Raw genomic sequence first — 26,428 nt, forward strand, 5'->3', positions numbered from 1 at the left:
CCATGATTCAATCAACCAGTTGGGCATTCTTGCCGCTTTTTATTTGTGTGAAGACGGCCCGGCATAAAATGAATGCCTACTGAATCCGTCCGTCTTGAATTGACGGATCTAGCCCTTAACGGCTATACTTAAAAAGAGTAGCAGACTAAACAAAGAAAGAAGGATATGAACGAATGCCAAATGTGAAACAAACGACCTCAGAAAAAATGGGAACGATTTATGAGCTTTCCAATGATAGCGGTACCATCGTAAGGCTGAGTCCCGAAGGCGCACGCTTATTGGATTGGGTCGTTCCAGTAGAAGAAGGCCGCGACATTGTGGTCGGTTATGATACGATCGAAGGACATCGCCAAGCACGCTATTATGGTGCAACGATCGGTCCAGTAGCGGGAAGGATCGCAGGTACCCGCTTTGAGGTTGAGGGGCAAGAATACCAAACGGAGGACAATGATGGCGGCAATACGCTTCATGGTGGTTCAAAGGGGCTTGACACGGATATCTGGATCGCTGAAACTTTTGAGGAAGCAGACAGAGCCGGCGTGATTTTTACTACCTCACGACAAGATGGCGACGGCGGCTTTCCAGGAAATGTTCGTTATCAAGTCACCTATACGTTGACTAATGACAATGAACTATTGCTTGCATATGACGCTAACACAGACAAAGCGACTTTATTTAACCCAACGAACCACGGTTATTTCAATTTGACAGGTGATACCCAACAGCCGATCGATGACCACTTGGTTCAAATCAATGCCGAACATGTGGCTGAAACGAACGATGACGTGACGACGACCGGTGAAAAAACGCCTGTCGCAGGCACAAAGTTTGATTTTAGACAAGAACGCCCAATGGGAACGACCATGTTGGATGATCCATTCTTATTGGATCATGAGCAAGAGTGGGATCTGAAAGTAACCAGTCCCGATCAAAAAGTGCAGCTGACTGTAACTACTGACCGTCCTGCTGTTGTTATTTACACAACAGGTGAGGGAGAAGCTGGGGCCCCAATGAAGACCGGTCCTTTTGCCAAACATGGCGGGATGGCGATCGAAACACAAGGTGTTCCTGGCTCTGAGAAATTCACCCACTTTGGTGAGATCGTGCTGCGCCCAGAAGAACCCTTCCACTCTGTGACGACGTATCAGGTCCACTTTTAAACGTTGGAAACAAACCATTTTTAACGAAATAGAAAAAAGCATTGCCAAAATGCAGAAAGTTTGGCGATGCTTTTTTTTGACAAAATGCGATTACAGATGTAAACTTAAAAATGTGAATCAGTTATGAAAGGAAGTGGACAAATGCAATCAGTGGTCGAACCAATCAAAATCAGCGATTCTGAATGGGAAGTCATGCGTGTGATTTGGACATTGGGACAATCCGATGCGAAAGAGATCACCGCTTTGTTAAGCGAAAATAAAAATTGGAAAGCAGCGACAGTCAAAACGCTTTTAGGACGACTTGTTAAAAAAGGCGTATTGAAAACAGAAAGCCAAGGGAAAAAGTTTGTTTACTCGCCACTTGTTTCAGAAGAAGCCACTGTTCGCAGTGCAGCTGAGAATCTTTTTTCTCATATTTGTGCCAAAAAAGTCGGACAAACATTAGCAGAAATGATCCAAGAAGCAGCATTGACGGCAGAAGATTTGGCGATGCTCCAAGCAGTAGTCGACCAAAAAGTGCCAGTAGCAGCGATTTCGTGTAATTGTATTCCTGGTCAGTGCCAATGCAAAACCCATGCAACAAAATAAGTAGCCAACAAACTGTTAAAAGAAATGAGGAATAGTAATGAAAAAAAATATGCAAATCAGCGGAATGAATTGCGCCCATTGTGCCGCAAAAGTTGAAAAAGCCTTAAATGAAGTACCGGGTGTGAAAAAAGCTAAAGTGGACTTGAAAAAAGCTCGTGGGACGGTCAAATTTGACGAGTCGCAAGTGACAGAAACAGCCTTAATCAGTGCAATAACTGAAGCTGGTTATCAAGGTGTTTTTGAATAAGCGATGCAAACGCTAAAGTGATAAGGAGAAAAATCTAGAAAGTCCAGCCGCTTGAAGCTTTTGTATGAAGGCGCAAGACTGTACGGATATTCAGTGAAATAGGAAGGGGAATACTAGGATGAATCAGAAAAAAACGTCACCTGCAGACAATCGTCAGACGTCAAGCCATCATAGGCATGAACCTAGGAATGAGCAGGATAATAAAGGGCAAGAAGGACTCACACACCCACAGGCGGAGGAAGTCCCTGAGCCCCGAAGCCATGAGATGAATGGGGTGGATCATCAAGGGGCGACATCAAAACTGCAGGAGCATGAAAGCGCCGATAGTAACCATGCTCACATGGATCATGAGGTTTCCAGTATGGAACATAGCCACATGGATCATGAGATGTCTGGCATGGATCACAGCCACATGGATCATGAGATGTCTGGCATGGATCACAGTCATATGGATCATGAGATGTCTGGTATGGATCATAGTATGCATATGGGAAATTTTAAGCAAAAGTTTTGGCTATCCTTGGTTTTGGCGATTCCAATCGTCATTTTATCACCAATGATGGGTATCGAATTGCCCTTTCAGTTCACGTTTCCCGGCTCAGATTGGGTTGTATTGATTTTAGGAACGATCCTGTTTTTCTATGGGGGGCAGCCGTTTTTAAGTGGTGCAAAAATGGAATTGAAACAAAAAAGCCCAGCCATGATGACTTTGATTGCTATGGGGATCACGGTTTCTTATTTTTATAGTCTTTACGCGTTTATCGCTAATCATTTTCTTGCTGTTCCTCATGTAATGGATTTCTTCTGGGAACTAGCGACTCTGATCGTGATCATGTTGTTGGGGCATTGGATCGAGATGAATGCCGTTTCTAATGCCGGCAATGCATTACAGAAATTAGCAGAACTGTTGCCAAAAGAAGTGATTCGGAAAAATGCAGATGGATCAGAAGAACAGATTCCATTAGAAGAAGTGACCAACAAAACACAGCTGATCGTTCGCTCAGGAGATAAGATTCCTACAGACGGAACGATTCTTGAAGGGGAAACAACGATCGATGAGTCGGCAGTTACCGGTGAATCCAGACGGGTACCTAAAACCATCGGCAGTACTGTCATTGGAGGATCTGTCAACGGCAATGGTACCATTACGATGGAAGTCACAGGGACTGGCGAAGACAGCTATTTGGCAAAAGTCATGGAAATGGTACGAAAAGCCCAAGCTGATAAATCCCGCTTAGAAGCACTTTCGGACAAAGTGGCGAAATGGTTGTTCTATATCGCCTTAGTTGCTGGTGTTTTGGCCTTTGCTGTATGGCTGTTTGTTGCTGACCTACCGACTGCTCTTGATCGAATGGTCACGGTATTCGTCATTGCCTGTCCCCATGCGTTAGGCCTAGCGATTCCCCTCGTCGTGGCTCGTTCAACATCGATCGCTGCCAAAAACGGCTTGCTCTTAAAAAATCGCAACGCACTGGAGAATGCGCATCATGTTGATTATCTGATCCTCGATAAGACCGGTACGTTAACAGAAGGAACGTTTACCGTAACTGGCATCGAGGCGACAGGCAGCCTTTCTGCATCAGAAGTACTAGCTTACCTAGCAGGTCTTGAGAAAACCGCCAATCATCCGATCGCAGAAGGCATTTTAGCCCAAGCAGAAAAGGAAAACATCACAGCCAAAAAGGCGACTGATGTTCAAACAAGGACGGGGATTGGCCTGGAAGGCGTAATCGATGGACAAAAGTGGTTGATCGTCAATCAAAAAGGATTGGAGCAATTAACCATCCAGTATCAAGGGAAATCCTTGAAAAATTATCAAGAGCAGGGCAATACCATTAGCTATTTGGTTCATGACGGCAAAGTGGAAGGAATCGTCGCATTAGGGGATAAGGTGAAACCAGAAGCGAGTCAATTTATTCAAAAAGTGAAAGACTTAGGCATCACGCCAGTTATGGCTACTGGGGACAACCAAGAAGCGGCGCAAGCCGTAGCCGATTACCTAGGAATCGAAGCCTTTCATGCGGCAATGTTACCAGACGATAAAGAACGTCTAGTCAGTGACTATGTCAAAGAGGGCAAGCGCGTCGTAATGGTAGGCGATGGGATCAATGACGCCCCAAGTCTTGCAAGAGCGACGATCGGGATTGCGATCGGAGCTGGTACCGATGTAGCGATCGATTCAGCCGATGTCGTTTTGACGAATAGCGAACCTCAAGACATCTTGCACTTCTTGACTTTGGCGAAAAAAACAAGGCGCAAGATGATTCAAAATCTCTGGTGGGGCGCAGGATACAATATTTTTGCTATTCCTTTGGCAGCTGGCGTGCTCGCACCAATCGGGATCATTTTGAACCCAGCAGTCGGAGCTGTCTTGATGTCTATGAGTACGATCATCGTTGCCATCAATGCAATGACCTTATCAATCGAAAAAAGCGGCGATTAGCCGCTTTTTTGTTTCTTTTCCTAGGAGCAGTGAAATACCTCTATAATCTGCTTCTGGATTTATGCTATAATGTGTTCGTTGAGACAAGGAGGACGTTGATTATGGAACTGAAGAAGTTGGATGTTCCCACTACTTCAATTACTGAAGTAAAAAAATCTCCGATGGATGTATTTAATCAAGCGCGAGAAGCAGGAACAGCAGTATATGTATTCAATCGTGAAAAAGTGGCGGGGGTCATGTTGACACAAGAGCAGTACGAAACGTTATTGCAGGAATTAGATTATTTGCGTCAGCGACCGCTGATGGAAGAAGAGCCTGAACAGCCGCCAGTGGCAGGGCTAGAAGAATTCTTACAAATCATGCGGCAAGCACTGATCACCGGTGCCAGCATCTCGGCAAAAAATTTAGATGAGCGGATGGTGGCGTTAGGCTTCATCACTCGTAAAACAGGTTTTGGCGGTGTCGTCGACATGGTGAACGAATTGAAAGAAACAGGTAAGATTGTTTATCAGTTGCGCAAAAAACAAGACGGCAAATCAGTGACTGCTGAAGTCATTGGGGAACAAGACAATCAAACGCAATTATTTGATAAATTGATCATCAAAAAAATCTTTCTAAAAGAAAAATAAACGCTGGAACTTGTCCCAGCGTTTCAGACAGTAGACAAAGTACGGGTGTTTTCGTACTTTGTCTTTTTTTGTAAAAAACTGGAGCTTGTTAACTTTTCACAACTGTGAAAGATACTGTCCATCCAACCAACAAAAATTCCATCCAACTACAGACTGGGTTTTAAGTCAGCCAGTAAGTTTTTCCGTCTTTCGTCCGTTGCATAAATCCATACTCGATCAAATATCGTCGGACAGTGACATAATCGGTGATCGCTTGTTTTAATACATCGTTTACGGCAGCTTCTGAATAATTTTTCTTCGGATCAAATTTTTGTGCCAGCACACTTAAGACAACGATCTTGCGCTTTTCTTTGCTCGGAAACTGTTTGATAAACCCCGCTTCATCAAAATAAGTAGCAATGATCTTTTCTCTTTCACTAGCCGTAATGGCATAGCGATCATCAAGCATCGTCGCCCCTTTGTGAGGCGGCAGCAACGGGGGTTCTTGCAACAAGGACATGATACTTATAAAAACAGTCGCTTGTCGCTGCTTTTCTTTTAGCTTAAAGCGATGATTCCTGACAGTCGAAGAAGAGATACCTAAGCGCTGGGCAATCACAGTATCGCTAACATCTTGGGCAAACAGTTGTAAAATCTCCTGCTGGCTTTCTGATAAGCCTGTTTGTTCTTTGGGTAAAGCCAATAATGCGGATAAAACGGTTCCGTGATGCTCAGTGATATGCTGTATCATTCGTTTTTTTGCCGTAAAAAAGGCGCCATCAACGGGATAGATTTCTTCTTTGTCGAAGGTCTCCTGACAAAATACGCAACAATAATCCGTTGTTGTTTCGACATATCCTTGCTGATAATCAGAAATGGTAAACTCTTGATAAGGTTTCATTTTGGGTTCTCCTTTTATGTTTGATTATATACTAACATAAAATGTTTTTGTTTGTAAATAAGCAAACGGAATTGTGGTTATTAGATTAATTTCATCCGTTGCTTAAAATTGTCGCCTTTTTGTGTTAGGATTAACAACAATAGCGAATGAATTTGCTTAATTCAAAGGAGTGATACTATGGCAGACGTAAGCCAACGCTTCAATCACGAAGTGTACAATATAGCTGTTTCATTGATTCGTAAATTTGATGAACGGGTTTCTTCAATTCCTGATATTTTAAAGTTAACGTTAGGCGAGCCGGATTTTAACACACCAGAGCACGTGAAAAAATCGGGTGTCCAAGCAATCGAACAAAATTTTAGCCACTATTCTGGAATGGCCGGCTTAGCAGATGTTCGGCAAGCAGCCAGCCTCTTTTTGAAAAATAAATATCAGCTTGATTACGACTTTCAATCAGAAGTATTAGTGACGATCGGTGCAACGGAAGCAATCTCAGCTTCTTTATTAGCCACGTTGGAACCTGGCGATAAAGTTCTCCTACCGGCACCAATTTATCCAGGCTATGAACCAGTCATCCATTTAGCCCATGCCCAACCGATCTATCTTGATACGACGGACAATGACTTTGTTTTAGCGCCAGAAGTTTTGGAAGCAGCCTTAAAAGAGCATGGGGAGCAAGTCAAGGCAGTCATTTTGAATTATCCTAGCAATCCAACAGGGGTCGTTTATACCCGAGAACAAGTCAAAGCATTGGCGGAGGTTTTAGAAAAATACCCCGTTTTTGTTATTAGCGATGAAATTTATAGTGAGTTGACTTATGATGAAACCCATGTGTCCATTGCCGAATACTTGCGGGATCAAACGATCGTGATCAATGGCTTGTCGAAATCTCACGCGATGACTGGGTGGCGCGTCGGCTTCATTTTTGCACCAAAAGCGTTGACTGCTCAGATCATTAAGGTCCACCAATACTTAGTGACTGCGGCATCAACGATTTCTCAAAAAGCAGCTGTGCGGGCATTGATCGAAGGCATCAATGATGCAGAAGTCATGAAAGCCGATTACCGTGAACGTCGAGATTACTTGTTTGAAAAGATGACTGCCCTTGGTTTTGACATGGCGAAGCCCTCTGGTGCATTCTACATTTTTGCCAAAATACCAGCAGGTTTCAACCAAGATTCAATGGCTTTTTGTGTCGACTTAGCGGAAAAGAATCAATTAGCAATCATCCCGGGTATCGCCTTTGGTCCCGAAGCAGAAGGCTATGTTCGTTTAAGCTATGCGGCAAGTATGGAAAACTTGGTGGAAGCGATGGATCGCTTGACACGCTATATGCAAAGCAATTGATTCTACAGACATTTCTTTCGTTTTTAGATAAAGCAAGCCCCCTCTGATGGATTCAGCGGGGGCTTTTTGGGCAATCGACAAACTTTACAAAAGATTTACATCGCTTTATCGATTCTTTACATGAAATCCATCAAGGGTTTACACCGCCTTGCTAAACTAAGCATATAACGAAAGGAGATTTACTAAATGAAAAAATTGGGACTTTTATTTTTTGCAACTGGATTATTATTAGCTGGCTGTGGGAGCGGTGGTACAAGCACTGATAGCAGTCAAGCATCAGGCGGATCTTCATCAGGTGCCGCATCAAATGAAAATGTAGAAATTTTAGCGGTAGGCTCAACTGCTTTGCAACCCTTGGTTGAAGCAGCAGGTGAAAGCTTCTCAGCGGACAATCCCAATTATACAATTACTGTTCAAGGTGGCGGTAGCGGAACTGGCTTAAGTCAAGTAGAAACAGGCGCTGTGACGATTGGCAATTCCGATGTTTTTGCGGATGAAAAAGATGGTGTGGACGCCAGCAAATTAGTTGACCATAAAGTAGCCGTAGTTGGTATGGCACCAGTAGTGAATAAAGACGCAGGCGTTACGGATCTTAGCCAACAAGATTTAATCGATATCTTTACAGGCAAAGTGAAGAATTGGTCTGAACTCGGTGGAGCAGATCAAGAAATCTCTGTAATCAACCGTGCGTCAGGCAGCGGTACGAGAGCGACCTTTGAAAAATGGGGCTTAGATGGTGCAGAGACGATCCAAACACAAGAGCAAGATTCTTCTGGAACAGTCCGTAAAATCGTTGCTGAAACACCAGGAGCAATCAGCTACCTTGCTTTATCTTATTTAGATGATTCAATCCAAGCGCTATCTCTTGATGGGGTAGAAGCGACCCCTGAAAATATTGCAGATAACAAATGGCCAATCTGGTCTTACGAGCATATGTACACGAATGGTGAACCAGATGCTAACGTCAAAGCCTTTCTTGATTACATCATGACAGACGATGTCCAACAAGGAATCGTTATCGAATTAGGATACTTGCCAATCACTGATATGAAAGTAGAACGCAGTGTAGACGGCGAAGTAACGAATGTTGAATAAACAGTTTTCATAAGGTACAAAAAAAGAAGGGAAGAACTCCTTCTTTTTTTGTACCTTTTTTTTTATTTTTTATGTAAAATAGATAGTGAATATAGATGAATATTCAGTGAAAGGGGAAAAAAATGAAAAGATTTCCAAAAAAAATGTTAATAGCAGCATTGTATGCGGGAACGGCCTTTGTCATTTTTGGCATGCGTGTTGGTTTTGCAGACACGGAATCAACAAGTGAGTCAAAAGAGGCTGCTATTGTTTACTCTGAGACGAATGATGTGACAAGCAGTGACAGCCAAACAATTCGCTCGAATACAGGTGAAACCAGCGAAGACTCAATTGATTCAACGAGTGAGACAACATCATCAAGTAACCGCAGTGAAACGGGCAGTACGACTGTTGATAGCAGTACAGCCGAAAGTGAAGAAAAAAGCCCAGACAATGCTTCGGATTCTGTCTATGATATCAGCTCAGGATTAGACCCAACGTATCGAAGCCGTTCAGATTTGAAAGTCAGCTTAAGCCGTTCGGCACGGTCTGTTTCTAGTGTTCCTTATATTTCAGCAGGAGATCCCTCAACCCCAAAGCAAGACTTTATTGATATTTCCTCCCACAACGGAGAGATCACTGTGGAGCAGTTCAAGTTGATTAAAAGTTATGGCGTTTCTGCAGTGGTGGTGAAATTGACAGAGGCAACTTCTTATCGAAACCCACTAGCTGCAAGTCAAATTGCAAATGCTAAAGCCGCTGGGCTGATTGTACATGCTTATCACTACAGTTGGTTCACCACTGAGGAACAGGCAAAAGCTGAAGCAGATTATTTTGTAAGCTATGCGAGACAATTAAATTTACCGACTTCTGCTCTAATGGTCAATGACATTGAAGAGCCAAATATTAAGAAAAAAGCAGATCATACACAATTGTCAAAAGTTTTTGAAAATAGATTAAAAGAACTGGGGTATACGAATACGCATCATTATATAGGTGTGTCGTGGGTCACGGATAACGCGATCGACCCTGTTGCTTTAGGAAAAAACAAAGTTTGGATCGCACAATATCCATACGAACCGCAAAATCAGAAGTATACGGATTATAGTGCATGGCAGTGGACATATAACGTTACATTCCCAGGGATCAATGGCACCTTTGATATGAATTCAGATTATAACAAGTATTTTATCAGTCAAGGACAAGGCGGTGCGATCAATGATGGCCGTTATGCCACCGTTGTAAAAGACAATTATACGATTTGGCAAAATTTCTCTTGGACCAAAAAAGCAGACTCTAAAGCTTATCTGGGTCAGACTCTGCAAATAAAAGTGCGTTATGAGCATATTAACGGTAGCACCTATTATTCATTATACGACAACCAAGGGAATTGGGTTGGGTACATTAACTCTGGTGGCGTCAAAGTTGCTGATGGTCCTCAAGGGAATTGGCAATCAAAGCAAATCTATGTCAAATTCAAAGAGCCAGGAACGATATATCGAGATTTTACATTTACTAAGACTGCACCGGTAACTTCAGATATGGTGAAAAATACCTATAAAGTAACCGGTACTTACCATCACTTTGATGGCACGTATTATGATTCAGTTTATGATTTTTCTGGAAAATGGATTGGGTACATCGCTTCAACGAAATTAGCAGTTCAAACGAATCAAGGCCCCGCATTGGCCGATGGACGCTATGTAACGATCACCAGTGGAAATTACTCGATATGGCAAAATTTTTCATGGAAAGTAAAGGCATCCAGCAAGGATTACTTGAATAAAACAGTTTTAGCGAAATATCGCTATGAACACTTAAATGGCAGTATTTATTATTCACTATATGATCAATCTGGTACATGGTTAGGCTATATGAACGCTAATGGTACCAAAACAGCGAATAATGCAGGTGGAACAGCTATTTCAAGTGGTAAATATGTCACTGTTACAAGTAAAAATTATTCGATGTGGCAAAACTTTTCTTGGAAAGAAAAAAATAAAAGCAGTAATTTTTATGGTCAAACACTTCAAGTAAAAGTTTACTACAACCATTTCAATGGTAGCACCTATTCGTCACTATATGATAATAAAGGAACTTGGCTTGGCTATATCAATGCCAATGGAACAAAGGAAGCAAGTAATGCTGCCGGAATAAACCAAAGTTACCATAAAAAAATAACGTTTACTCAGAATTTCCCACTATGGCAAAATTTCTCTTGGAAACAAAAAAGTACTGTGACTAACGCCATGAAAGGACAGACGTTCGAAGCGCGTTACGTGTATCGCCACTTTAATGGAAGTAATTACCTGTCAATTTATGATAATAAAGGAACTTGGCTAGGTTACGTCAATGAATCAGCAACAAAAGTTGTTAAGTAAGTATGGTTCCAAAAAACTAGCCGAGAAAATGCCATTAGACGTTTTCTCGGCTAGTTTTCTTTCTAATGTTCTCAATGAAGCGGCAAAGTCACCGTAAAGGTAGAACCAATTTTAGGGAAACTGTCAACCTTGATGCTGCCGCCTAATAATTTGGTATAGTCTTTGACGATAGCCAGCCCAAGTCCAGTGCCGCCAGAATTGCGAGCACGGGCTTTGTCCACCCGATAAAACCGCTCAAAAATCCGTTCTTGATCTTCTTCATCGATGCCGATGCCTTGATCCTGCACTTGAAAAAGCAGCTGGTCATCTTGCTCGGAATAGGATAATGTGATGACACCTCCAGGTTTTGAATAGGTGACCGCATTTTCAACTAGATTTTTTACGATGGGCTGCAGCAGCTCTTTTTTGGTAGATAAAATGAATTGTTCGGGTCCTTCAAATTGAAAGGTCAATTGCTTCTTAACAGCTGCGGGACCATAGGTTTGAACGACTTGTTGCAGCAGCTCAGAAAAGTTGATCGGTTGGTCGACATACTGGAAAGAATCACTGTCTTGAGACAATTGGATGATATCTTGTATTAGATTTTTCAAGCGATAAGCATCTTTTTGAATGATCTCTAAGAAGGTCTGCAACGTTTCAGGGTCTTCTTTGGCGCCATCCAGCAGTGTTTCAGTAAACCCAATCAAGGAAGTTACCGGCGTTTTTAATTCATGGGAAACATTGCCGACAAAATCTTTTTGCATCTTTTCTAATTGTCGGATGCGTGTCAAGTCATAAGAAATACCAATCAACTGGTTTTCTTGGAAGCTTCGCAAGGTAACATCTAAGACTTTTGAACGTTCCCCGCTAAGGGTGGTTTCCGCATGGAAAATAGGGGTCTCGTCATTAAATTGATAGATCAACTGGATCAATTGTGTGTCATGGATCACTTCAGTAAAAGGTTGCGGTAAGATCGGTGCGGTTTCCATCCCTAGCTGTTCTTGCATCGTCGGATTCAACAGCAGCAGTTGATTTTCTTCATTGATGATAAAGACACCGATCATCAGTTCACTGAGCAAGCCGTACAGTTGCTGTTCAGAAGCCGCATAGGCACGATAGGTCTGGCTCATTTGCTCGCTCAGCTGATTGATCAGTTGATACAACTCATCATGTTCAGGGGTTTCTTGCATAATGATTGCTTGTTGATCGGGCGAGGTGATCATTTTTTTTACGACGGGCAGAATCGTTTGGATCGGCCGATTTCGCTGGCGCAAGGTATGGAAAATCAATAGGCTGATCAAAAAGCAAAAAACAAGATAGACAATCAAGATCGACTGCTTGATTCCTTCATTTTTTGCAAAAAAAGCCGCGGTCGGTTCGGCGATTCGCAAGATTTGAGTCAAGTTTCCATCCTCTTTGACAGGAATCGCCACGTAAAGCAATTCTTCATGCAAGGTGTCGCTTTCCCGCAGCGATTGACCGACGGAGCTTCCGCGCAAAACGGCTTGGACTTCTGGACGATTGGAGCGGTTTTCATGCAGTGTATGATCATAGGTATCGAAAATGATCTGACCTTGGTCATCTAACAAAGTGATGCGACTATTGCTATCTTCAACATAGGTATCCGCAAACTGTTCTAAGGCGGCGGTTTGATTATCTGATAGATTCAAAAATACGGTGGCTTTCTCTTGGAGAAAAGCCACTTGCTGGGCAATGACTTGCTGACGGTAAAAACTGCTTAGAACTTGCCAGCACAGGAAAAAAATCAGCAATAGACCGATCGACCATAAACCATAGCCATAGCGTTTTTTCATTAGACTGGCTCCTGAAATTTATACCCGAATCCCCGAACCGTTACTAAGTATTCCGGCCGTTTTGGATCAGCTTCCAATTTTTCTCTTAAATGACTGATGTGAACATCCACGATTCGACTTTGTCCATCAAAGTCGAAGTTCCAAATGCGATTGAGCAAGGTATCGCGATCGATTACGCGACCTTTTCGTTTCATAAAGTAAACTAGCAGCTCGAATTCTTTTGGCGTTAGGAAGATTTTCTCACCATCCACACTGACTTGGAAATTCGTCAGGTCTGCTTGGATCCCACCGACTTGCAGAATCTCTGCAGGTTGATCTTCTTCTCGTGTTTGTTGACGGGGTTCTAAACGACGGAAGATGGCTTTCATTCTAGCTAATACCTCTCTAGGACTGAAAGGCTTCGTCAAATAGTCATCGGCGCCGATCTCTAAGCCTAAGATCCGATCGATTGGATCATCTTTTGCGGTCAAGACGAGGATCGGGGTCTCGATTTTTTCTTGACGCAATTTCTTCGTGATCTCGATGCCGTCCATATTCGGCAGCATGACATCTAAGATGATAAAGTCAAAAGGCTTAGACAAGGCTAATTCGTAGGCTTTTTGACCATCTGAGGCGGAAACGACTTGATAGCCCTCTTTTTCTAGATTAAAGGTTAAAAGTGTGACGATGGAAGGTTCATCATCGACAACGAGTATTTTTTTCATGGCAAACTCCTTTAGCTTCTTTTTTTCAAGAAACGATTAAATTTCAACGAACAAGTCCTATTTTAGCATGAATAGACAATTGGTACTATTGCAACCACTAAATAAATGCTATAATAAAGGACGATTTCATAGGAAAGCTGAGGGTGCTATATGATCGGAATCAGTGCGTGTCTAGGCGGTGTACTTTGCCGTTATGATGGAAAACACCAAGCAGTGCCACCATTGATCGAACTGGTAAGAGCAGGTCAAGCAATGATGGTTTGTCCAGAAGTTCTTGGCGGCTTGCCGATCCCACGGGAACCGGCCGAAATCGTTGGTGGCGATGGGGTGGACGTTTGGGCGCAACGAGCGAAGGTCGTCACCATCTCAGGGGAAGACGTGACCGAACAGTTTACTACCGGCGCGAAAATTGCTTATCAAAAATTACAAGAGCAAGGCATCACTCAACTGATCCTAAAAGAGAACAGTCCCTCTTGTGGCAGTCAGATGATTTATGATGGCAATTTTACTGGAATCAAAAGAACAGGGATCGGTGTCGCTTGTGCGTATTTTCGGCAACAAGGCATGACTGTTTTGTCCGATGTCGAATGGCTTGCAAAACAGGAGGAAGCAAATGGAAATTGAAAAGACCAATCGCATGAATGCGTTGTTTGAGTTTTATTCCACGTTATTGACAGAAAAACAGATGAATTACATGGAATTGTATTACGCAGATGATTTTTCTCTAGGAGAAATCGCTGAAGAGTATCAAGTAAGCCGTCAAGCAGTCTATGACAACATCAAACGCACCGAACGTATTTTAGAAGACTATGAAAAAAAACTACATATGTTTTCGGACTATATCATGCGGGAAGACTTGCTGGATCAGCTAAGCGAGTATACGAAAACTCACTATCCAAAAGACGAAACCTTACAGGGGTTTATTCAACAGCTCCAAGAAATTGAAGAATAAAGGAATGAAAAAAAATGGCATTTGAAAGTTTAACTGAACGCCTCCAGCAGGCAATGAGCAAACTGCGCAGAAAAGGAAAAGTATCTGAAGCAGATGTAAAAGAAATGATGCGTGAGATTCGTCTAGCTTTATTAGAAGCCGACGTCAATCTGCAAGTTGTGAAAGAGTTTACCAAAAATGTACGTGAACGGGCAGTTGGGGTAGAAGTATTAGAAAGCTTATCTCCAGCGCAACAGATCGTTAAAATCGTTGACGAAGAATTAACCAAAACGTTAGGATCAGAAACAGTTGGGATTGAAAAATCACCAAAGATCCCAACGATTATCATGATGGCTGGTCTGCAAGGGGCAGGGAAAACCACCTTTGCTGGGAAATTAGCCAATCACTTGATCAAAACCGAAAACGCACGTCCATTAATGATTGCCGGTGACGTGTACCGTCCAGCCGCGATCGACCAATTGAAAGTATTAGGTCAGCAATTGGATGTACCTGTTTTCGATATGGGAACTGATGTCAGTCCAGTTGAAATCGTACGCCAAGGATTGGCTTTGGCTCGGGAAAAGAAAAATGACTATGTCTTGATCGATACAGCAGGTCGTTTGCATATCGATGAAAACTTGATGGAAGAGCTAAAACAAATCAAGGACTTGGCACAGCCAAATGAAATTTTACTGGTAGTGGATGCGATGACAGGACAAGATGCTGTCAACGTGGCGGAAAGCTTCAATCAACAACTGGGGATCACAGGGGTAGTCATCACCAAACTAGATGGCGATACTCGTGGCGGTGCGGCATTGTCAATTCGTCAAGTTACTGGCGCTCCAATCAAGTTCACTGGTACCGGTGAAAAATTGACCGACCTTGAAGTATTCCATCCAGATCGGATGTCTAGTCGGATTCTCGGTATGGGTGATATGCTGACTTTGATCGAAAAAGCACAGCAAGATTACGACGAGAAAAAAGCAGAAGAACTTGCTCAAAAAATGAAGGAAAACTCCTTCGACTTCAATGACTTTGTTGAACAGATCGATCAAGTCATGGGCATGGGCCCAATTGAAGATCTTTTGAAAATGATTCCGGGAATGAGCCAAATGCCTGGCATCGAGAACGTCAAAGTTGATCCAAAACAAATTGCCCGTCAAAAAGCCATGGTTTATTCCATGACACCAGCAGAACGTGAAAATCCTGATCTGTTAAATCCAAGCCGTCGTCGCCGGATTGCCGCCGGTTCTGGCAACAGTGTCGTCGAAGTCAATCGCATGATCAAACAATTTAAAGAATCCCGCAAAATGATGCAGCAAATGAGCAAAGGGAATATGAACATTCCTGGCATGGATCAAATGTTTGGCGGCGGTGTCAAAGGGAAACTTGGAAAAATGGCCATGAATCGTATGGTCAAAAAACAAAAGAAGAAAAAGAAAAAACGCAAATAATCGTTTAGCACTGATAGGAACTAAGAACCGAACCTTCTCTTAGGGTACAATTAAAAAAAACATGACCTGAAAAGACACCAAATCGAGAAGCTGTACCTCCTGATTCTAGCAGCTGCAGCTCCTCAGATTGCCTTCTTTCAGGTCATGGTTTTTTTATGTTCACAGTGTCCTCTTTAAATGAACTCCTTCAAAGAACATCAAATAGAACATCTAAAGAACATCCCTTTTTATAGAGAAAGCCAGCTTTCTACTGAATATCCTAAATCGTCCAAGAGTCAAAAATAGCGAAGAACTATCGTTGCGGACAACTCAAAGGATAAGATAGAAGCAGAACATTCGTGCTTTCTGGCAAATGATGCTACTATTAATTTATAGCAAGTATGAAAGGAGTTTTTACGATGACAAACAAGGATCGCATTGAAGGAAAAGTAACCGAAACAAAAGGGAAACTTACAGGAGATGACTCCGAGGAGTTAAAAGGGAAAACCCAAAATAAATATGGGAAAGCCAAAGATAAGGTTGAAGATTTTGCGGATGATGTTTCTCGCAAAGTAAATGACTTCTTTGACAAAAAAGACGACGACAAACCTAAACATTAAACATAAAAGCGTCCCGGCAACAATTTCTTGTTGTAGGGACGCTTTTTTAAATATTGCTGACCTGTTTGTTTTTTCGTTTGTACCACCAATTCATCAGTGCTTTAGGATAGACAAGCAATAAACTGATGAATAAGCAAGCAACCAGCAACAAGCCAAGCCGAAGGATGATGTTCCAAAGACTGACATCATACCCCTCATAGAGATCACGGTAAAAAATTTCTAGCGGGTAATAAGAAATCATGGATAGATAGAACCAGGTTCCTAAAGAAAGCAGCCAATAAACCGGGGCGCGCAATTTAGGGATCGTTAAATAATCACCGTCATTTTCTAAAGAAATTTTCGAGAACACTTTTTCGGCAGCAAGAATCAGCAAGCCGCTCAAACCGAGGTAAAGGAGCAGTAGCCACCAAGGATAGACATATCCTTGCGGCCAATCGATCCACGTTTGAAAAGGAAGCAGAAAATCCCCATGACCAAGAAATACAAAACTAAAAAACTCGCGGGTACATTGGAAAAAGCTATACCCCATTGTTCCTAGAGAAAGAGTGAAGAACACCGACAGCACGCCAGTAAACAGATTCCCCAGTAAAACGCCCAACAAGATGCCGACAGCAAATACTAGTAGATTCGTTGCCAAAGTACTAAGGGCGGAAAGCAGCACGTCTTGAAGCGGCACAGCGAGATAGCGAGCCGGGATCATTGTGTATTCGATCAGGATATGACCTAACAGGCCCAACACTAAACAAGCGGTCAAGGGTAAGCCGATAAAAAGCAGTTTCTTGCGAAAGACGTGCTTTCTGCTAAAGGGTAAAGCAAATAAAAAGCGATTGAAATTGGTGCGGCCATCGACAAAAAAGGACAAAAAGCCCCAAATAAACAGGAAGACAATCACAAATTGATTCATGGTGGTCATATACGGGCGATTGTAATAAAAATCATCTGAGTACTCTTTGTTGATTGTCAATACCGCATCGCGGTACTCTGCTGCCGAATCAAAGTAAACCGGGGTTTCACCGTTGTAGCTTTTGACATAGTATTCTCGATTTTCGTTAAAATCTTTGATAAATTCCTCAGATGCCAAATAACGTTCTTGCTGGTGCCAAGAATTTTGTGATTGCCAGCCAGCACTAAGATACATGAAGAGCACGACAAAACAAAAACCGATCAACAGCTTACCGTAGCGTTCTTTAAATATATTGCTTAACATCGTTTTCCACCTCTATCCTTCCACCAATGCTTCTTGTCGTAAATTTGCTTCAAACAGATCTTCCAAAGTCAAAGGTAATTCTTCGAAAACCAAAGGATCAAGTTGCTGGATCTCAGCCGCCAGCTCCTCTGTGTAATTGTCAAACAAAGCAGTCAAGACTCGACCTTGTTTTTGAATCAGCTTGGAGTGCTGCTTGATAAGGGGAGGAATCTGTTTGCTGCGAAAGACGAGTTGGAGTTTGCGAGATTGTTCGCGAATCGTTTCCAAACGGTAGTCTCCTTCAATCGTTTTCCCTTTGATCAACAAGGCACGATCAATAATATGTTCTAATTCATTTAGATTATGAGAAGCGATTAAGGCGGTACGATTCGACTCGCTGAGGCTTTCCAGCAATAATCCAATCACTTTTTTACGGACGATCACATCAAGCCCATCAAAAGGTTCGTCTAACAGTAAGAACGTCGCATTTGAGGCGATCGCAAGAATCATTTTATAAAGACCTTGCATACCTTTTGACATCCGTCGGTAGGAAAGCGTCAGAGGAAGACCGTGACTTTGCATCAATTCTAAGTAAAGATTCTGATCGAAATTTGGATAAGCAAGCCGATAAAATTGATTGAGCTTTTTCAAAGAGTAGGCCGAAAGAAAGTTTTCTTTTTCATCAATATAAAAAAGTTGTTCTTTTAATTGCGGATGCTGATCCAGGCGTTGGTTATCGATGGAAATCTCCCCATCATCTAGTAAATAATGCCCAGCAATCGTCCGAAACAACGTGGTTTTCCCAGAACCATTGCGGCCGATTAATCCTACGAGCTCTCCTTTTTCCAAAGAGAAGTTCACGTTTTCTAAGACAATTGTTTGTTCCATTTTCTTGGTCACATGCTCGATCTTCACTGTGGATCGCCTCCTAACTCTTGTTCAAAGCCATTCATCCAATCGCTCAGCTCACGCATGCTGATCTGTAAATGGCGTGCTTCGATCACCAATTCTTTCAAACGTTCTTTCACTTGTAAGATCCGAATCTCATCGCGTGGCAGATCCTCAGTAACTTTCACAAAGGTGCCTTTTCCTTTGATGGTGACAAGTACTTGCTCATTTTCCAATACTTTGTAGGCTTTGCTGACGGTATTTGGATTCATCAACAGGCGCTTGGCCATTTCACGAACCGAAGGTACTTGGTCTCCGGCGGTTAGAACACCGTTCAGAATATCTTCTTTGATACTTAAAACCAATTGCTCATAGTAAGGTTTGCTGCTGGCTTTGTTAATGCGAACCACAAAATCAGCTCCTTTCATTTATGTGTACTAGTATACGTAGTACACTGGTGGAAGTAAAGTCATTTATGATAAAATAAACAAAAAGGAGCTGATGAGGACAATGGAGCGATGTGAATGGGCCAACAGTACACCAGCAATGCAGGAGTATCATGATACGGTATGGGGAAAACCTGAGTATGAGGATCAGCAGTTGTTTCGAAAACTGGTGTTAGATATGAATCAAGCAGGATTGAGCTGGCAAATGATTTTAAACAAGATGGCGAATTTCGATGCAGCATACGATCAGTTTAATATCATAAAAGTAGCGAACTATACGGAAGAAAAAGTGGAAGAACTGATGATGAATCCAGGAATCATTCGCAATCGACGAAAGATTGAAGCAGCGATCATCAATGCCCAAGAAGTTTTAAAAATCCAGCAAGAATACGGCAGTTTCTCCGCATTCTTGTGGCGATATGTCAATCATGAGCCAGTCATCAATGAATTTCAGCAGCAATCCGATGTACCGACCCATTCGGAAATCTCCGATCAGCTAGCAAAAGACTTGAAAAAGCGAGGCTTTAAATTTGTCGGAACGACAACTATTTACGCGTTTATGGAAGCGGTCGGCATGGTTAATGATCACTTAGTCACTTGTGTTTGTCGAAGGTCAGAAGCAAACGTAAAAATAAAGGAGTGAGCCTAATTGGGAAAAGTGGTATTTTATGGTGCAATCAGCCTCGATGGCTATTTAGCAGGTATGGAGGATCAACTGGACTGGCTGTTTCAAACTGATACCGGTGTTGCAACGACCTATGAAGCATTTTTTGCAACCATCGACGCGACCGTGATGGGAAGAAAGACCTATCAAGAAGCAAAAAAACTGATGGATGATGGACTGCTATATCCTGAAAAGACCAACTATGTTTTTTCTCGTACCCGAAAAGAGCCGCTGCCGGATGCAACCCTAGTGTCAACGGATCCAGTTGCATTTGTTTCAGCATTAAAACAAGAGGAAAACGTATGGGTAGTAGGTGGGGGTTCCTTATTAAAACCATTGCTGGAAGCTGATTTGATCGATGAATGGTTTATTCAAATCGCGCCGGTGTTTTTAGGAGAGGGCAAGCGACTGTTTGAACCGGGGGATTATGCGAGACGCTTGACGTTTGTTGAAACAAAACAGATGGGGGAACTGACAGAACTTCATTTTGTCCGAAAGTCTGTGTCAGGCAGCGAGTAAAAAGCGCAAACGATTATTCTTCACAGTAAAAAGACCAAGAAACTCAGTGCCGAGTTTCTTGGTCTTTTTGTTTGGATTCTTAATTAGTTGAATCGTTGAAAGAGTTCAATATATTTTGCAATGATCGTTTCAAAGAAGCTTACTGTATCTGGGTTGATTTCGTTGTTTTCATCAATCAAGTTGGTGATTCCACCGATATAGGCTTCTGGTTGTTGTAGAGTAGGCATATCCAAAAAGACTAATGATTGACGTAGGTGATGGTTTGCACCAAACCCAGCGATCGCTCCTGGAGAAACGCTGACAACCAAAGCTGGTTTGCCACCCCAACTGCTAGCACCGTAAGGACGAGAACCAACATCTAATGCATTTTTCAATGCTGCAGGAACAGAACGATTGTATTCTGGTGTAAAGAAGAAGACCCCGTCAACGGCGCTTAATGCTTCCCGAAATGCTGTCCATTCAGCAGGAACTTTTCCTTCAACTTCCAAATCTTCATTGTAAAAAGGCAAGTTGCCGATTTCGATGAAAGATGCTTCAAAACCTTCTGGTAATAATGATGCGAATTTTTTCGCTACGAGTTTATTAAATGATCCTTCCCGTAAACTGCCGACGATAAAACCAATTTTTTTTGTCATGTAAATTTCCTCCTTGTTGTTTTCTACTCATTAAGCTTACCAAAAGTAAGTGGATGGTGCAAATAAAACGATTTGACTTTAAAAAGTTTCTCTATTACTAATGATACGCGTCCTGATTCATTCTGGCAAAAGATAACCATGCTTAGAAAATAAGAAAGAAGAAACTTTTTTTAGCTGTAAAGAAAAAACTCTTTACACCATCGGAAAAACCTGTTAAACTAGCTCTTGTGATTAAATCAATGGAGGTGTAAATAATGGCAGTAAAAATTCGTTTAAAACGCATGGGTTCTAAAAAGAAACCTTTTTACCGTATCGTCGTAGCAGATTCACGTTCTCCTCGTGACGGACGTTTCATCGAAACAGTTGGTACTTACAATCCTTTACTAGACCCAGCTGAAGTGACAATCAAAGAAGATTTAGTTCTTGATTGGTTATCTAAAGGTGCGCAACCTTCAGATACAGTTCGTAACATCCTTTCTAAAGAAGGCGTTATGAAAAAACACCACGAAGCAAAATTCACTAAGAAATAAGGTGACTTTGGATGAAAGATTTGCAAGAATTAGTCTTAACGATCGTTTCACCACTTGTTACCAAACCTGAGGATATCAAGCTTGAGCTGGTAGAGTCAGATGATTTCTTGGAATATAATCTTACTGTGGCACCAGAGGATATTGGTCGTATCATCGGTAAACAAGGTCGGGTTGCCAAAGCAATTCGAACAATCGTTTACAGTGTACGGACAAATGGACCAAAAAAAGTTCGTTTGAATATCATTGATGGTAAATAAGCAAGAATGAAAAGCATTTCTCTTTGAGGAATGCTTTTTTTGTAAAATTCATGCTTAAGATGGAGGACAAAAAAAGGTGGTTTTGAGATAATCAAAAGGAGGAGGTGCTTGTATGTCTCAACTAATCGCATGGATCGTCGTTCTTTTGATCCTCGTCTTTATTTATAAAATTGGTTCTTTTCTTTGGCGAACGCTAGGGATCTTGTTGTTGCTCTTTTTAATTTGGGTCTATCGTGAGGAGATCATGACGCAATTGAACCAATGGACACAAAACTTTCGTTGGGGCGACCTATCGACGATCGCCAATCAAGTTTGGCAATGGATCAAGGATGGCTTTCAATCACTGCAAAATTGGGTGACAAATCTTTAAAAAATCAACAAAAAAATGACAGACAATCTGACTTGTTTGTCATTTTTTTTATTGAGGGGTATTCTTTGTATAAGGAGGGGAACATCATGAAAAAAGAACTAGGATTATTCGTTACGCTGCTGACGATGGGCGCCTTAGCTGGCTGCAATAATCAACAGGAACCAGAAACCAGTCAAGCCAGTAGTGCCGAAACAACAGCGACGAGTATGGTGGAAAGTACCCAAACGCAAGCAAGTAGTCAATCAGAAACAAGTCAATCAAGTACGTCTTCTAGTCAGGCGGCTTCTAGGGATTCTTCAAACACGAATAGTACTGCAGATATCTACGCTCAAATACAAGCGGCATTCCCTGATCTTGTCTTGCCCAAGGACATTCCACTTGCTTCAGGTAAAGTGTTGAATGCGGCCACAGCTGGCAGTCAGTCCGATGCTTCGATTCTTTATTATGGACTTGATAAGCAGCTGCCTCTCAATGACAAGGCTTTGAACGAGGAAACACCGATTGCTGCTTTTCAATCAAAAGACTATCAATCAGCGGATGAAGCTGCTGCAGCGGTCAATGTAACAGCTGATGATGGCGGACAAGCCGTTGATCTCGGATATGGCATTACTGGGCATATGCAAGGAGCTGCTGGTTCCAGTTATTTGAGCTGGCAAGAAGGAAATTGGTCATTGACTGTTCGAGCAGTCAATCAAGAGGAACAAGATCCAGTTCCGGTTGCCAAAGAAGTGGTAGCGTATCTGGAAGAAGCTATGCTCCCAGCGCCTGAGGTCGGTCAAATCACTATCGATATGGGAAAAAATGACCATACAGCAACTACAGTGGTTTGGCAACAAGAAAAGACCCTTCGAACGGTGCAACATCAAGATGCACGTTCAGCATTGAAAATGGCCGTTTCTATGAATCAATAAGGTTCATATTAGGACAATGCCCCTTTGATCAAGCGTCGAAGGGGCATTTTTCGCGCGATGATTTTGAGGAAAACATGGGGCGCTAGGAAACGGCTAGAATTCGCTACTTTGCTATGCTAAAATAGAACAGAAGTTAGAAGAAATGGGGAACGAACGTGACAGAATATTTAAACGTAGGAAAAATCGTCAATACACATGGAATCCGTGGAGAAGTACGTGTGATATCACAAACGGATTTTCCAGAAGAACGCTACCGTAAAGGGGCCGAATTGACACTTTTTCGTGAAAATAAAGAGCCAATAACATTGATTGTTTCAGGTCATCGCAAACACAAAAACTTTGATTTAGTGACGTTTGAGGGCTATCCCAATATTAACGATGTTGAACCGTTTCGTAACGGCATTTTAAAAGTTACCAAGGATGATTTGGTGGATTTAGCAGAAAATGAGTTTTACTACCATGAAATTATTGGTCTGGAAGTCGTCGAAGAAGATGGCACAATCATTGGTAAAGTCAAAGAGATCCTTTCACCAGGTGCCAATGACGTTTGGGTCGTTCAACGAAAAGGGAAGAAGGATGCCTTGATTCCTTATATCGAGTCGGTTGTCCACACGATCGATCTTGAAAATGGTCAGGTCATTGTGGAAATCCCAGAGGGGTTGTTAGACGATGAGAATTGATGTATTGACACTATTTCCGCGAATGTTCGAAGGTCCTCTAGGAGAATCGATCATTGGCAAAGCAAGGGAAAAGGGACTGTTAGAAATCAACGTCTCAAATTTCCGTGACTATTCCGACAACAAACATCAAACAGTGGACGACTATCCTTATGGCGGCGGAGCAGGAATGTTATTAAAAGTCCAACCTGTCTATGACAATATCAAAGCGATCGAAGAAGCAGCACCAGAAACGAAGAAACGCGTGATCCTTTTAGACCCAGCGGGGAAACCTTTTGATCAAAAGATGGCAGAAGAATTTTCTACCGAAGAGCACCTCGTCTTCATTTGTGGTCATTATGAAGGATACGATGAACGAATCCGTTCATTGGTCACTGATGAAGTGTCACTGGGAGATTACGTCTTGACTGGCGGCGAATTGGGTGCAATGGTCATGATCGATGCGACGGTCAGACTATTACCAGAAGTTTTAGGCAATCAAACCTCCGCACAAACCGATTCTCATTCCACTGGTTTATTAGAACATCCGCAATATACACGCCCAGCAGAGTTTAAAGGCATGAAAGTACCAGAAGTTTTGATGAATGGCAATCATAAATTGATCGAGCAGTGGCAATTAAAAGAATCATTGCGCCGCACCTTTCAGCGCCGACCTGATATGCTAGAAAATTATCCGTTGACGGAAGAAATGCAGAAGCTTTTAAAAGAAATTGAAGAAGAAGCGAAAGCTGGCAACTAAAATAGTGCCAGTTTTTTTGATATTCTGCGCGATGACAAGAAAATTCTCTTTACAGCCTGTGGTCGACTGTGGTAAGATGTTTCAGTGAGTGTAAACTCAACTATTACGATGTTCCGCTGGAGCTTTCATGCTTTAAGAATGTTTGGGAATAAGGAGAATGATAAACATGAATCCATTGATTCAAGAACTAACTCAAGAACAATTACGTACTGACATCCCAGCTTTCCGTCCTGGGGACACTGTTCGCGTTCACGCGAAAGTTGTCGAAGGAACTCGCGAACGTATCCAGTTATTTGAAGGTGTTGTCATCAAACGCCGCGGTGCTGGTATCAGCGAAACTTATACAGTTCGTAAAGTATCAAACGGTGTAGGTGTTGAACGTACCTTCCCATTGCACACACCACGTGTTGCACAAATCGAAGTTGTTCGTTACGGTAAAGTACGTCGTGCAAAATTGTACTACTTACGTGCATTACACGGAAAAGCAGCTCGTATCAAAGAAATTCGTCGTTAATCATTTATTATCAGATGAAGCAAAAGCCCTTGATTTCAAGGGCTTTTTTCTTTTGTCTGAGGTGACAAAAACTTTCTATTCGTTGTGATAAAATCATGAAACGACTATAAGAACAGGAGGGGATCATTGCTGCATACCACTGGGTACCCTTGTATTTTGATGGGAACAGTCGTCTGAGTGAAACACAATGCCATCGACTGAAACTTTTTGTGGACATTTATCGGCTATCCGATAGTGACAGATTGCAGGTTGAAGATTGTTTGATCGATCACCTTTCAGCATTATTTGCTTTTATGTGCAGAGAAGGAAAAAAGGGAGTAAAATTGTTAGAAAAACACTGATGAGGGACATCACGTTAAATACCAATATGATATTCAGTGCCTGAAAGAAAATAAATCGTAAATCACCGAATTGATAAAAAAGGATTAGAGAATAATGGGGAAGACCAAGATTACATGTTTATGTAATTTCCTCTTGATAGGTTTTATTAAAACTTTTGTTATTTATATGATGGTTTTTTTTGCTTTTTTAGTCCTTGTAGTTTATTGAATTTGAAATATAAGAAAAAAAATTGAATTATTTCATTATTTTTTTCTCATAAATGATTACAGAAAAAAAGCAATATATTCCCCTTTTTTTGATGGTTTCTATGGTAACCTTCTCGATAGGGAACTTTCTTTTATCTAGCTATTGCTGACCTCTTCGTGTTAGTTAATTACTTCACAAATAAAAGGAAGTTCTTTATTTAAATGAATTGAAAGAGGTGTCTTTATGAAAGCAGCTGTAGTATCAAACGATAAGGTTGTAAAAATTGAGGAAAAAGAATTGAGAGCGCTTCGTCCGAATGAAGCATTATTGAAAATGGAGTGTTGTGGTGTCTGCCATACGGACTTGCATGTAAAAGATGGTGACTTCGGAGATGCATCTGGAATCGTACTCGGTCACGAGGGAATCGGTAAAGTGGTCGCGATCGGTGATGATGTTACTTCTCTAGCAATCGGTGACCGTGCAAGTGTCGCTTGGTTATATGAAAGCTGTGGATCATGCGAATACTGTGTGAACGGGAATGAATCATTATGCCGTTCCGTTAGAAACGCCGGATATTCTGTAGATGGCGGTATGGCTGAAGAGTGTATCGTTGTAGCTGACTATGCAGTGAAGGTACCAGAGGGCTTAGGTTCTGCTGAAGCCAGCAGCATTACTTGTGCAGGTGTAACCACATATAAAGCGGTAAAAGTTTCTGACATTAAACCAGGTCAATGGATCGCGATCTATGGTTTAGGAGGATTAGGAAACCTAGCCTTGCAATATGCAAAAAATGTCTTTAATGCAAAAGTGATTGGGATTGATATCAACGAGAAACAATTGGACTTTGCAAAAGATCATGGCGCTGACCTTGTGATCAATCCTGCGAAAGAAGATGCGGCAAAAATCATTCAAGAAGCAACCGGCGGCGCACATGCAGCTGTAGTAACAGCTGTTTCAAAAGCAGCCTTCAATTCTGCTGTCGATGCCGTTCGTGCGGGTGGTACGATTGTAGCGGTTGGTCTTCCACCAGAAAGCATGGACTTGAACATTCCTCGACTTGTATTGGACGGTATTAAAATCGTCGGTTCCCTTGTTGGAACACGGACTGATTTAGCAGAAGCTTTCCAATTCGCAGCCGAAGGAAAAGTCGTTCCAAAAGTTGTCATGCGTCAGTTAGAAGAGATCAATGATATTTTTGATGAAATGCTTTCAGGAAAAATCAAAGGGCGAATGGTCATTGATTTTCAAGAGAAATAAATAGAAATAGAAAAACCAACGGGTGAATTTTAAACGAAGGAGAAGATTTCGTGTGTAACTTATTGATCATTGATAGC

At 42.0% G+C, this 26,428-nt stretch carries 29 protein-coding genes; 22 read left to right on the top strand and 7 right to left on the bottom strand.

From position 1 onward, the window contains the following. Positions 1-173: 173 nt before the first annotated feature. The 5 genes from CXM95_RS04620 (at position 174) to CXM95_RS04640 (ending at position 5,067) form a co-directional block, all read left to right on the top strand. Positions 174-1,160: an aldose epimerase family protein gene (locus CXM95_RS04620; RefSeq protein ID WP_061053870.1), complete on the top strand. Its 987-nt coding sequence runs from the start codon at positions 174-176 to the stop codon at positions 1,158-1,160. A 141-nt stretch (positions 1,161-1,301) separates the two neighbouring features. Next, on the top strand, positions 1,302-1,748 hold the full coding sequence (locus CXM95_RS04625; protein WP_086299205.1) for a CopY/TcrY family copper transport repressor: 447 nt from the start codon (positions 1,302-1,304) through the stop codon (positions 1,746-1,748). Positions 1,749-1,785: 37 nt separating this feature from the next. Then, entirely contained in the window at positions 1,786-1,995 is a 210-nt protein-coding gene (copZ, locus tag CXM95_RS04630) for a copper chaperone CopZ (RefSeq protein ID WP_005237251.1), read from the top strand. 118 nt (positions 1,996-2,113) lie between these two features. Further along, positions 2,114-4,438, top strand: a complete 2,325-nt coding sequence (locus tag CXM95_RS04635) for a heavy metal translocating P-type ATPase (protein ID WP_086299206.1) — start codon at positions 2,114-2,116, stop codon at positions 4,436-4,438. A gap of 101 nt (positions 4,439-4,539) precedes the next feature. Next, complete coding sequence (locus tag CXM95_RS04640) at positions 4,540-5,067, top strand: type II toxin-antitoxin system Phd/YefM family antitoxin (protein ID WP_005237249.1); 528 nt, start codon at positions 4,540-4,542, stop codon at positions 5,065-5,067. Positions 5,068-5,227: 160 nt separating this feature from the next. On the opposite strand, the gene CXM95_RS04645 is transcribed toward CXM95_RS04640, so the two are convergent. Then, positions 5,228-5,947, bottom strand: a complete 720-nt coding sequence (locus CXM95_RS04645) for a DUF2087 domain-containing protein (RefSeq protein WP_086299207.1) — start codon at positions 5,945-5,947, stop codon at positions 5,228-5,230. Positions 5,948-6,124: 177 nt separating this feature from the next. Between CXM95_RS04645 and CXM95_RS04650 the strand changes: the two genes are divergently transcribed. The 3 genes from CXM95_RS04650 (at position 6,125) to CXM95_RS04660 (ending at position 10,749) form a co-directional block, all read left to right on the top strand. Next, positions 6,125-7,294, top strand: a complete 1,170-nt coding sequence (locus CXM95_RS04650) for a pyridoxal phosphate-dependent aminotransferase (RefSeq protein ID WP_008377389.1) — start codon at positions 6,125-6,127, stop codon at positions 7,292-7,294. Positions 7,295-7,480: 186 nt separating this feature from the next. After that, positions 7,481-8,389 carry a phosphate ABC transporter substrate-binding protein PstS family protein gene (locus CXM95_RS04655; protein ID WP_086332128.1) on the top strand — a complete coding sequence of 303 codons (909 nt, stop codon included), beginning with the start codon at positions 7,481-7,483 and terminating at the stop codon, positions 8,387-8,389. Between the two features lie 122 nt (positions 8,390-8,511). Then, positions 8,512-10,749 carry a GH25 family lysozyme gene (locus CXM95_RS04660; RefSeq protein WP_101698868.1) on the top strand — a complete coding sequence of 746 codons (2,238 nt, stop codon included), beginning with the start codon at positions 8,512-8,514 and terminating at the stop codon, positions 10,747-10,749. A gap of 71 nt (positions 10,750-10,820) precedes the next feature. On the opposite strand, the gene pnpS is transcribed toward CXM95_RS04660, so the two are convergent. Both pnpS and CXM95_RS04670 read right to left on the bottom strand, forming a co-directional pair. Continuing rightward, positions 10,821-12,542, bottom strand: coding sequence for a two-component system histidine kinase PnpS (pnpS, locus tag CXM95_RS04665; RefSeq protein WP_086299210.1), 1,722 nt, complete (start codon positions 12,540-12,542; stop codon positions 10,821-10,823). Further along, positions 12,542-13,246, bottom strand: coding sequence for a response regulator transcription factor (locus CXM95_RS04670; protein WP_005237242.1), 705 nt, complete (start codon positions 13,244-13,246; stop codon positions 12,542-12,544). The genes pnpS and CXM95_RS04670 overlap by 1 nt, the downstream gene beginning before the upstream one ends. 150 nt (positions 13,247-13,396) lie before the next feature. Between CXM95_RS04670 and CXM95_RS04675 the strand changes: the two genes are divergently transcribed. The 4 genes from CXM95_RS04675 to CXM95_RS04690 all read left to right on the top strand — a co-directional run bounded on the left by CXM95_RS04675 (position 13,397) and on the right by CXM95_RS04690 (position 16,230). Continuing rightward, entirely contained in the window at positions 13,397-13,870 is a 474-nt protein-coding gene (locus CXM95_RS04675) for a DUF523 domain-containing protein (protein WP_086299211.1), read from the top strand. Then, positions 13,860-14,198 (top strand): putative DNA-binding protein, encoded by a 339-nt coding sequence (locus tag CXM95_RS04680; protein ID WP_005228897.1) that lies wholly within the window; start codon positions 13,860-13,862, stop codon positions 14,196-14,198. The genes CXM95_RS04675 and CXM95_RS04680 overlap by 11 nt, the downstream gene beginning before the upstream one ends. 14 nt (positions 14,199-14,212) lie before the next feature. Beyond that, complete coding sequence (gene ffh, locus CXM95_RS04685) at positions 14,213-15,631, top strand: signal recognition particle protein (RefSeq protein ID WP_005228902.1); 1,419 nt, start codon at positions 14,213-14,215, stop codon at positions 15,629-15,631. A gap of 398 nt (positions 15,632-16,029) precedes the next feature. After that, positions 16,030-16,230, top strand: coding sequence for a CsbD family protein (locus CXM95_RS04690; RefSeq protein ID WP_008377398.1), 201 nt, complete (start codon positions 16,030-16,032; stop codon positions 16,228-16,230). 46 nt (positions 16,231-16,276) lie between these two features. Here the strand turns inward: CXM95_RS04690 and CXM95_RS04695 are convergent, their stop codons facing one another. Genes CXM95_RS04695 through CXM95_RS04705 form a run of 3 tightly spaced genes read right to left on the bottom strand, consistent with a single transcriptional unit; the run spans position 16,277 to position 18,714 of the window. Then, entirely contained in the window at positions 16,277-17,437 is a 1,161-nt protein-coding gene (locus tag CXM95_RS04695) for an ABC transporter permease (protein WP_005237239.1), read from the bottom strand. Positions 17,438-17,449: 12 nt separating this feature from the next. Beyond that, positions 17,450-18,331 carry an ATP-binding cassette domain-containing protein gene (locus tag CXM95_RS04700; RefSeq protein WP_005237238.1) on the bottom strand — a complete coding sequence of 294 codons (882 nt, stop codon included), beginning with the start codon at positions 18,329-18,331 and terminating at the stop codon, positions 17,450-17,452. Then, the gene (locus CXM95_RS04705) at positions 18,328-18,714 is read right to left on the bottom strand and encodes a GntR family transcriptional regulator (RefSeq protein WP_008377404.1); all 387 of its coding nucleotides are present in this window, start codon (positions 18,712-18,714) and stop codon (positions 18,328-18,330) included. The genes CXM95_RS04700 and CXM95_RS04705 overlap by 4 nt, the downstream gene beginning before the upstream one ends. 100 nt (positions 18,715-18,814) lie before the next feature. On the opposite strand from CXM95_RS04705, the gene CXM95_RS04710 reads away from it, so the two are divergent. Together CXM95_RS04710 and CXM95_RS04715 are read left to right on the top strand one after the other, a co-directional pair. Then, a complete protein-coding gene (locus tag CXM95_RS04710) occupies positions 18,815-19,393 on the top strand; it encodes a DNA-3-methyladenine glycosylase I (protein ID WP_101698869.1) in 579 nt (192 codons plus the stop codon). 6 nt (positions 19,394-19,399) lie between these two features. Then, positions 19,400-19,933 carry a dihydrofolate reductase family protein gene (locus CXM95_RS04715; RefSeq protein WP_005237235.1) on the top strand — a complete coding sequence of 178 codons (534 nt, stop codon included), beginning with the start codon at positions 19,400-19,402 and terminating at the stop codon, positions 19,931-19,933. A gap of 83 nt (positions 19,934-20,016) precedes the next feature. Here CXM95_RS04715 and CXM95_RS04720 read toward each other — a convergent pair whose 3' ends face one another. Further along, positions 20,017-20,568 carry an NADPH-dependent FMN reductase gene (locus CXM95_RS04720; protein WP_016613846.1) on the bottom strand — a complete coding sequence of 184 codons (552 nt, stop codon included), beginning with the start codon at positions 20,566-20,568 and terminating at the stop codon, positions 20,017-20,019. A 254-nt stretch (positions 20,569-20,822) separates the two neighbouring features. On the opposite strand from CXM95_RS04720, the gene rpsP reads away from it, so the two are divergent. The 8 genes from rpsP to adhP all read left to right on the top strand — a co-directional run bounded on the left by rpsP (position 20,823) and on the right by adhP (position 26,351). After that, entirely contained in the window at positions 20,823-21,098 is a 276-nt protein-coding gene (gene rpsP, locus CXM95_RS04725; protein ID WP_005228917.1) for a 30S ribosomal protein S16, read from the top strand. Between the two features lie 11 nt (positions 21,099-21,109). Further along, on the top strand, positions 21,110-21,355 hold the full coding sequence (locus CXM95_RS04730) for a KH domain-containing protein (protein WP_005228918.1): 246 nt from the start codon (positions 21,110-21,112) through the stop codon (positions 21,353-21,355). A gap of 112 nt (positions 21,356-21,467) precedes the next feature. Further along, the gene (locus tag CXM95_RS04735) at positions 21,468-21,725 is read left to right on the top strand and encodes a hypothetical protein (RefSeq protein WP_005228919.1); all 258 of its coding nucleotides are present in this window, start codon (positions 21,468-21,470) and stop codon (positions 21,723-21,725) included. A gap of 86 nt (positions 21,726-21,811) precedes the next feature. Then, entirely contained in the window at positions 21,812-22,636 is an 825-nt protein-coding gene (locus CXM95_RS04740) for a hypothetical protein (RefSeq protein WP_034878719.1), read from the top strand. A gap of 155 nt (positions 22,637-22,791) precedes the next feature. Continuing rightward, positions 22,792-23,316, top strand: a complete 525-nt coding sequence (gene rimM, locus CXM95_RS04745) for a ribosome maturation factor RimM (protein WP_061053876.1) — start codon at positions 22,792-22,794, stop codon at positions 23,314-23,316. Continuing rightward, the gene (gene trmD / locus CXM95_RS04750) at positions 23,306-24,052 is read left to right on the top strand and encodes a tRNA (guanosine(37)-N1)-methyltransferase TrmD (protein ID WP_005237230.1); all 747 of its coding nucleotides are present in this window, start codon (positions 23,306-23,308) and stop codon (positions 24,050-24,052) included. The genes rimM and trmD overlap by 11 nt, the downstream gene beginning before the upstream one ends. Before the next feature lie 166 nt (positions 24,053-24,218). Further along, positions 24,219-24,566: a 50S ribosomal protein L19 gene (gene rplS, locus CXM95_RS04755; RefSeq protein ID WP_002357176.1), complete on the top strand. Its 348-nt coding sequence runs from the start codon at positions 24,219-24,221 to the stop codon at positions 24,564-24,566. Between the two features lie 771 nt (positions 24,567-25,337). Then, positions 25,338-26,351 carry an alcohol dehydrogenase AdhP gene (gene adhP, locus CXM95_RS04765; RefSeq protein ID WP_086299213.1) on the top strand — a complete coding sequence of 338 codons (1,014 nt, stop codon included), beginning with the start codon at positions 25,338-25,340 and terminating at the stop codon, positions 26,349-26,351. Positions 26,352-26,428: the final 77 nt, after the last annotated feature.

The organism is Enterococcus sp. CR-Ec1 (assembly GCF_002850555.1).
GTDB classification, from domain to species: Bacteria; Bacillota; Bacilli; order Lactobacillales; family Enterococcaceae; genus Enterococcus_D; species Enterococcus_D entomosocium.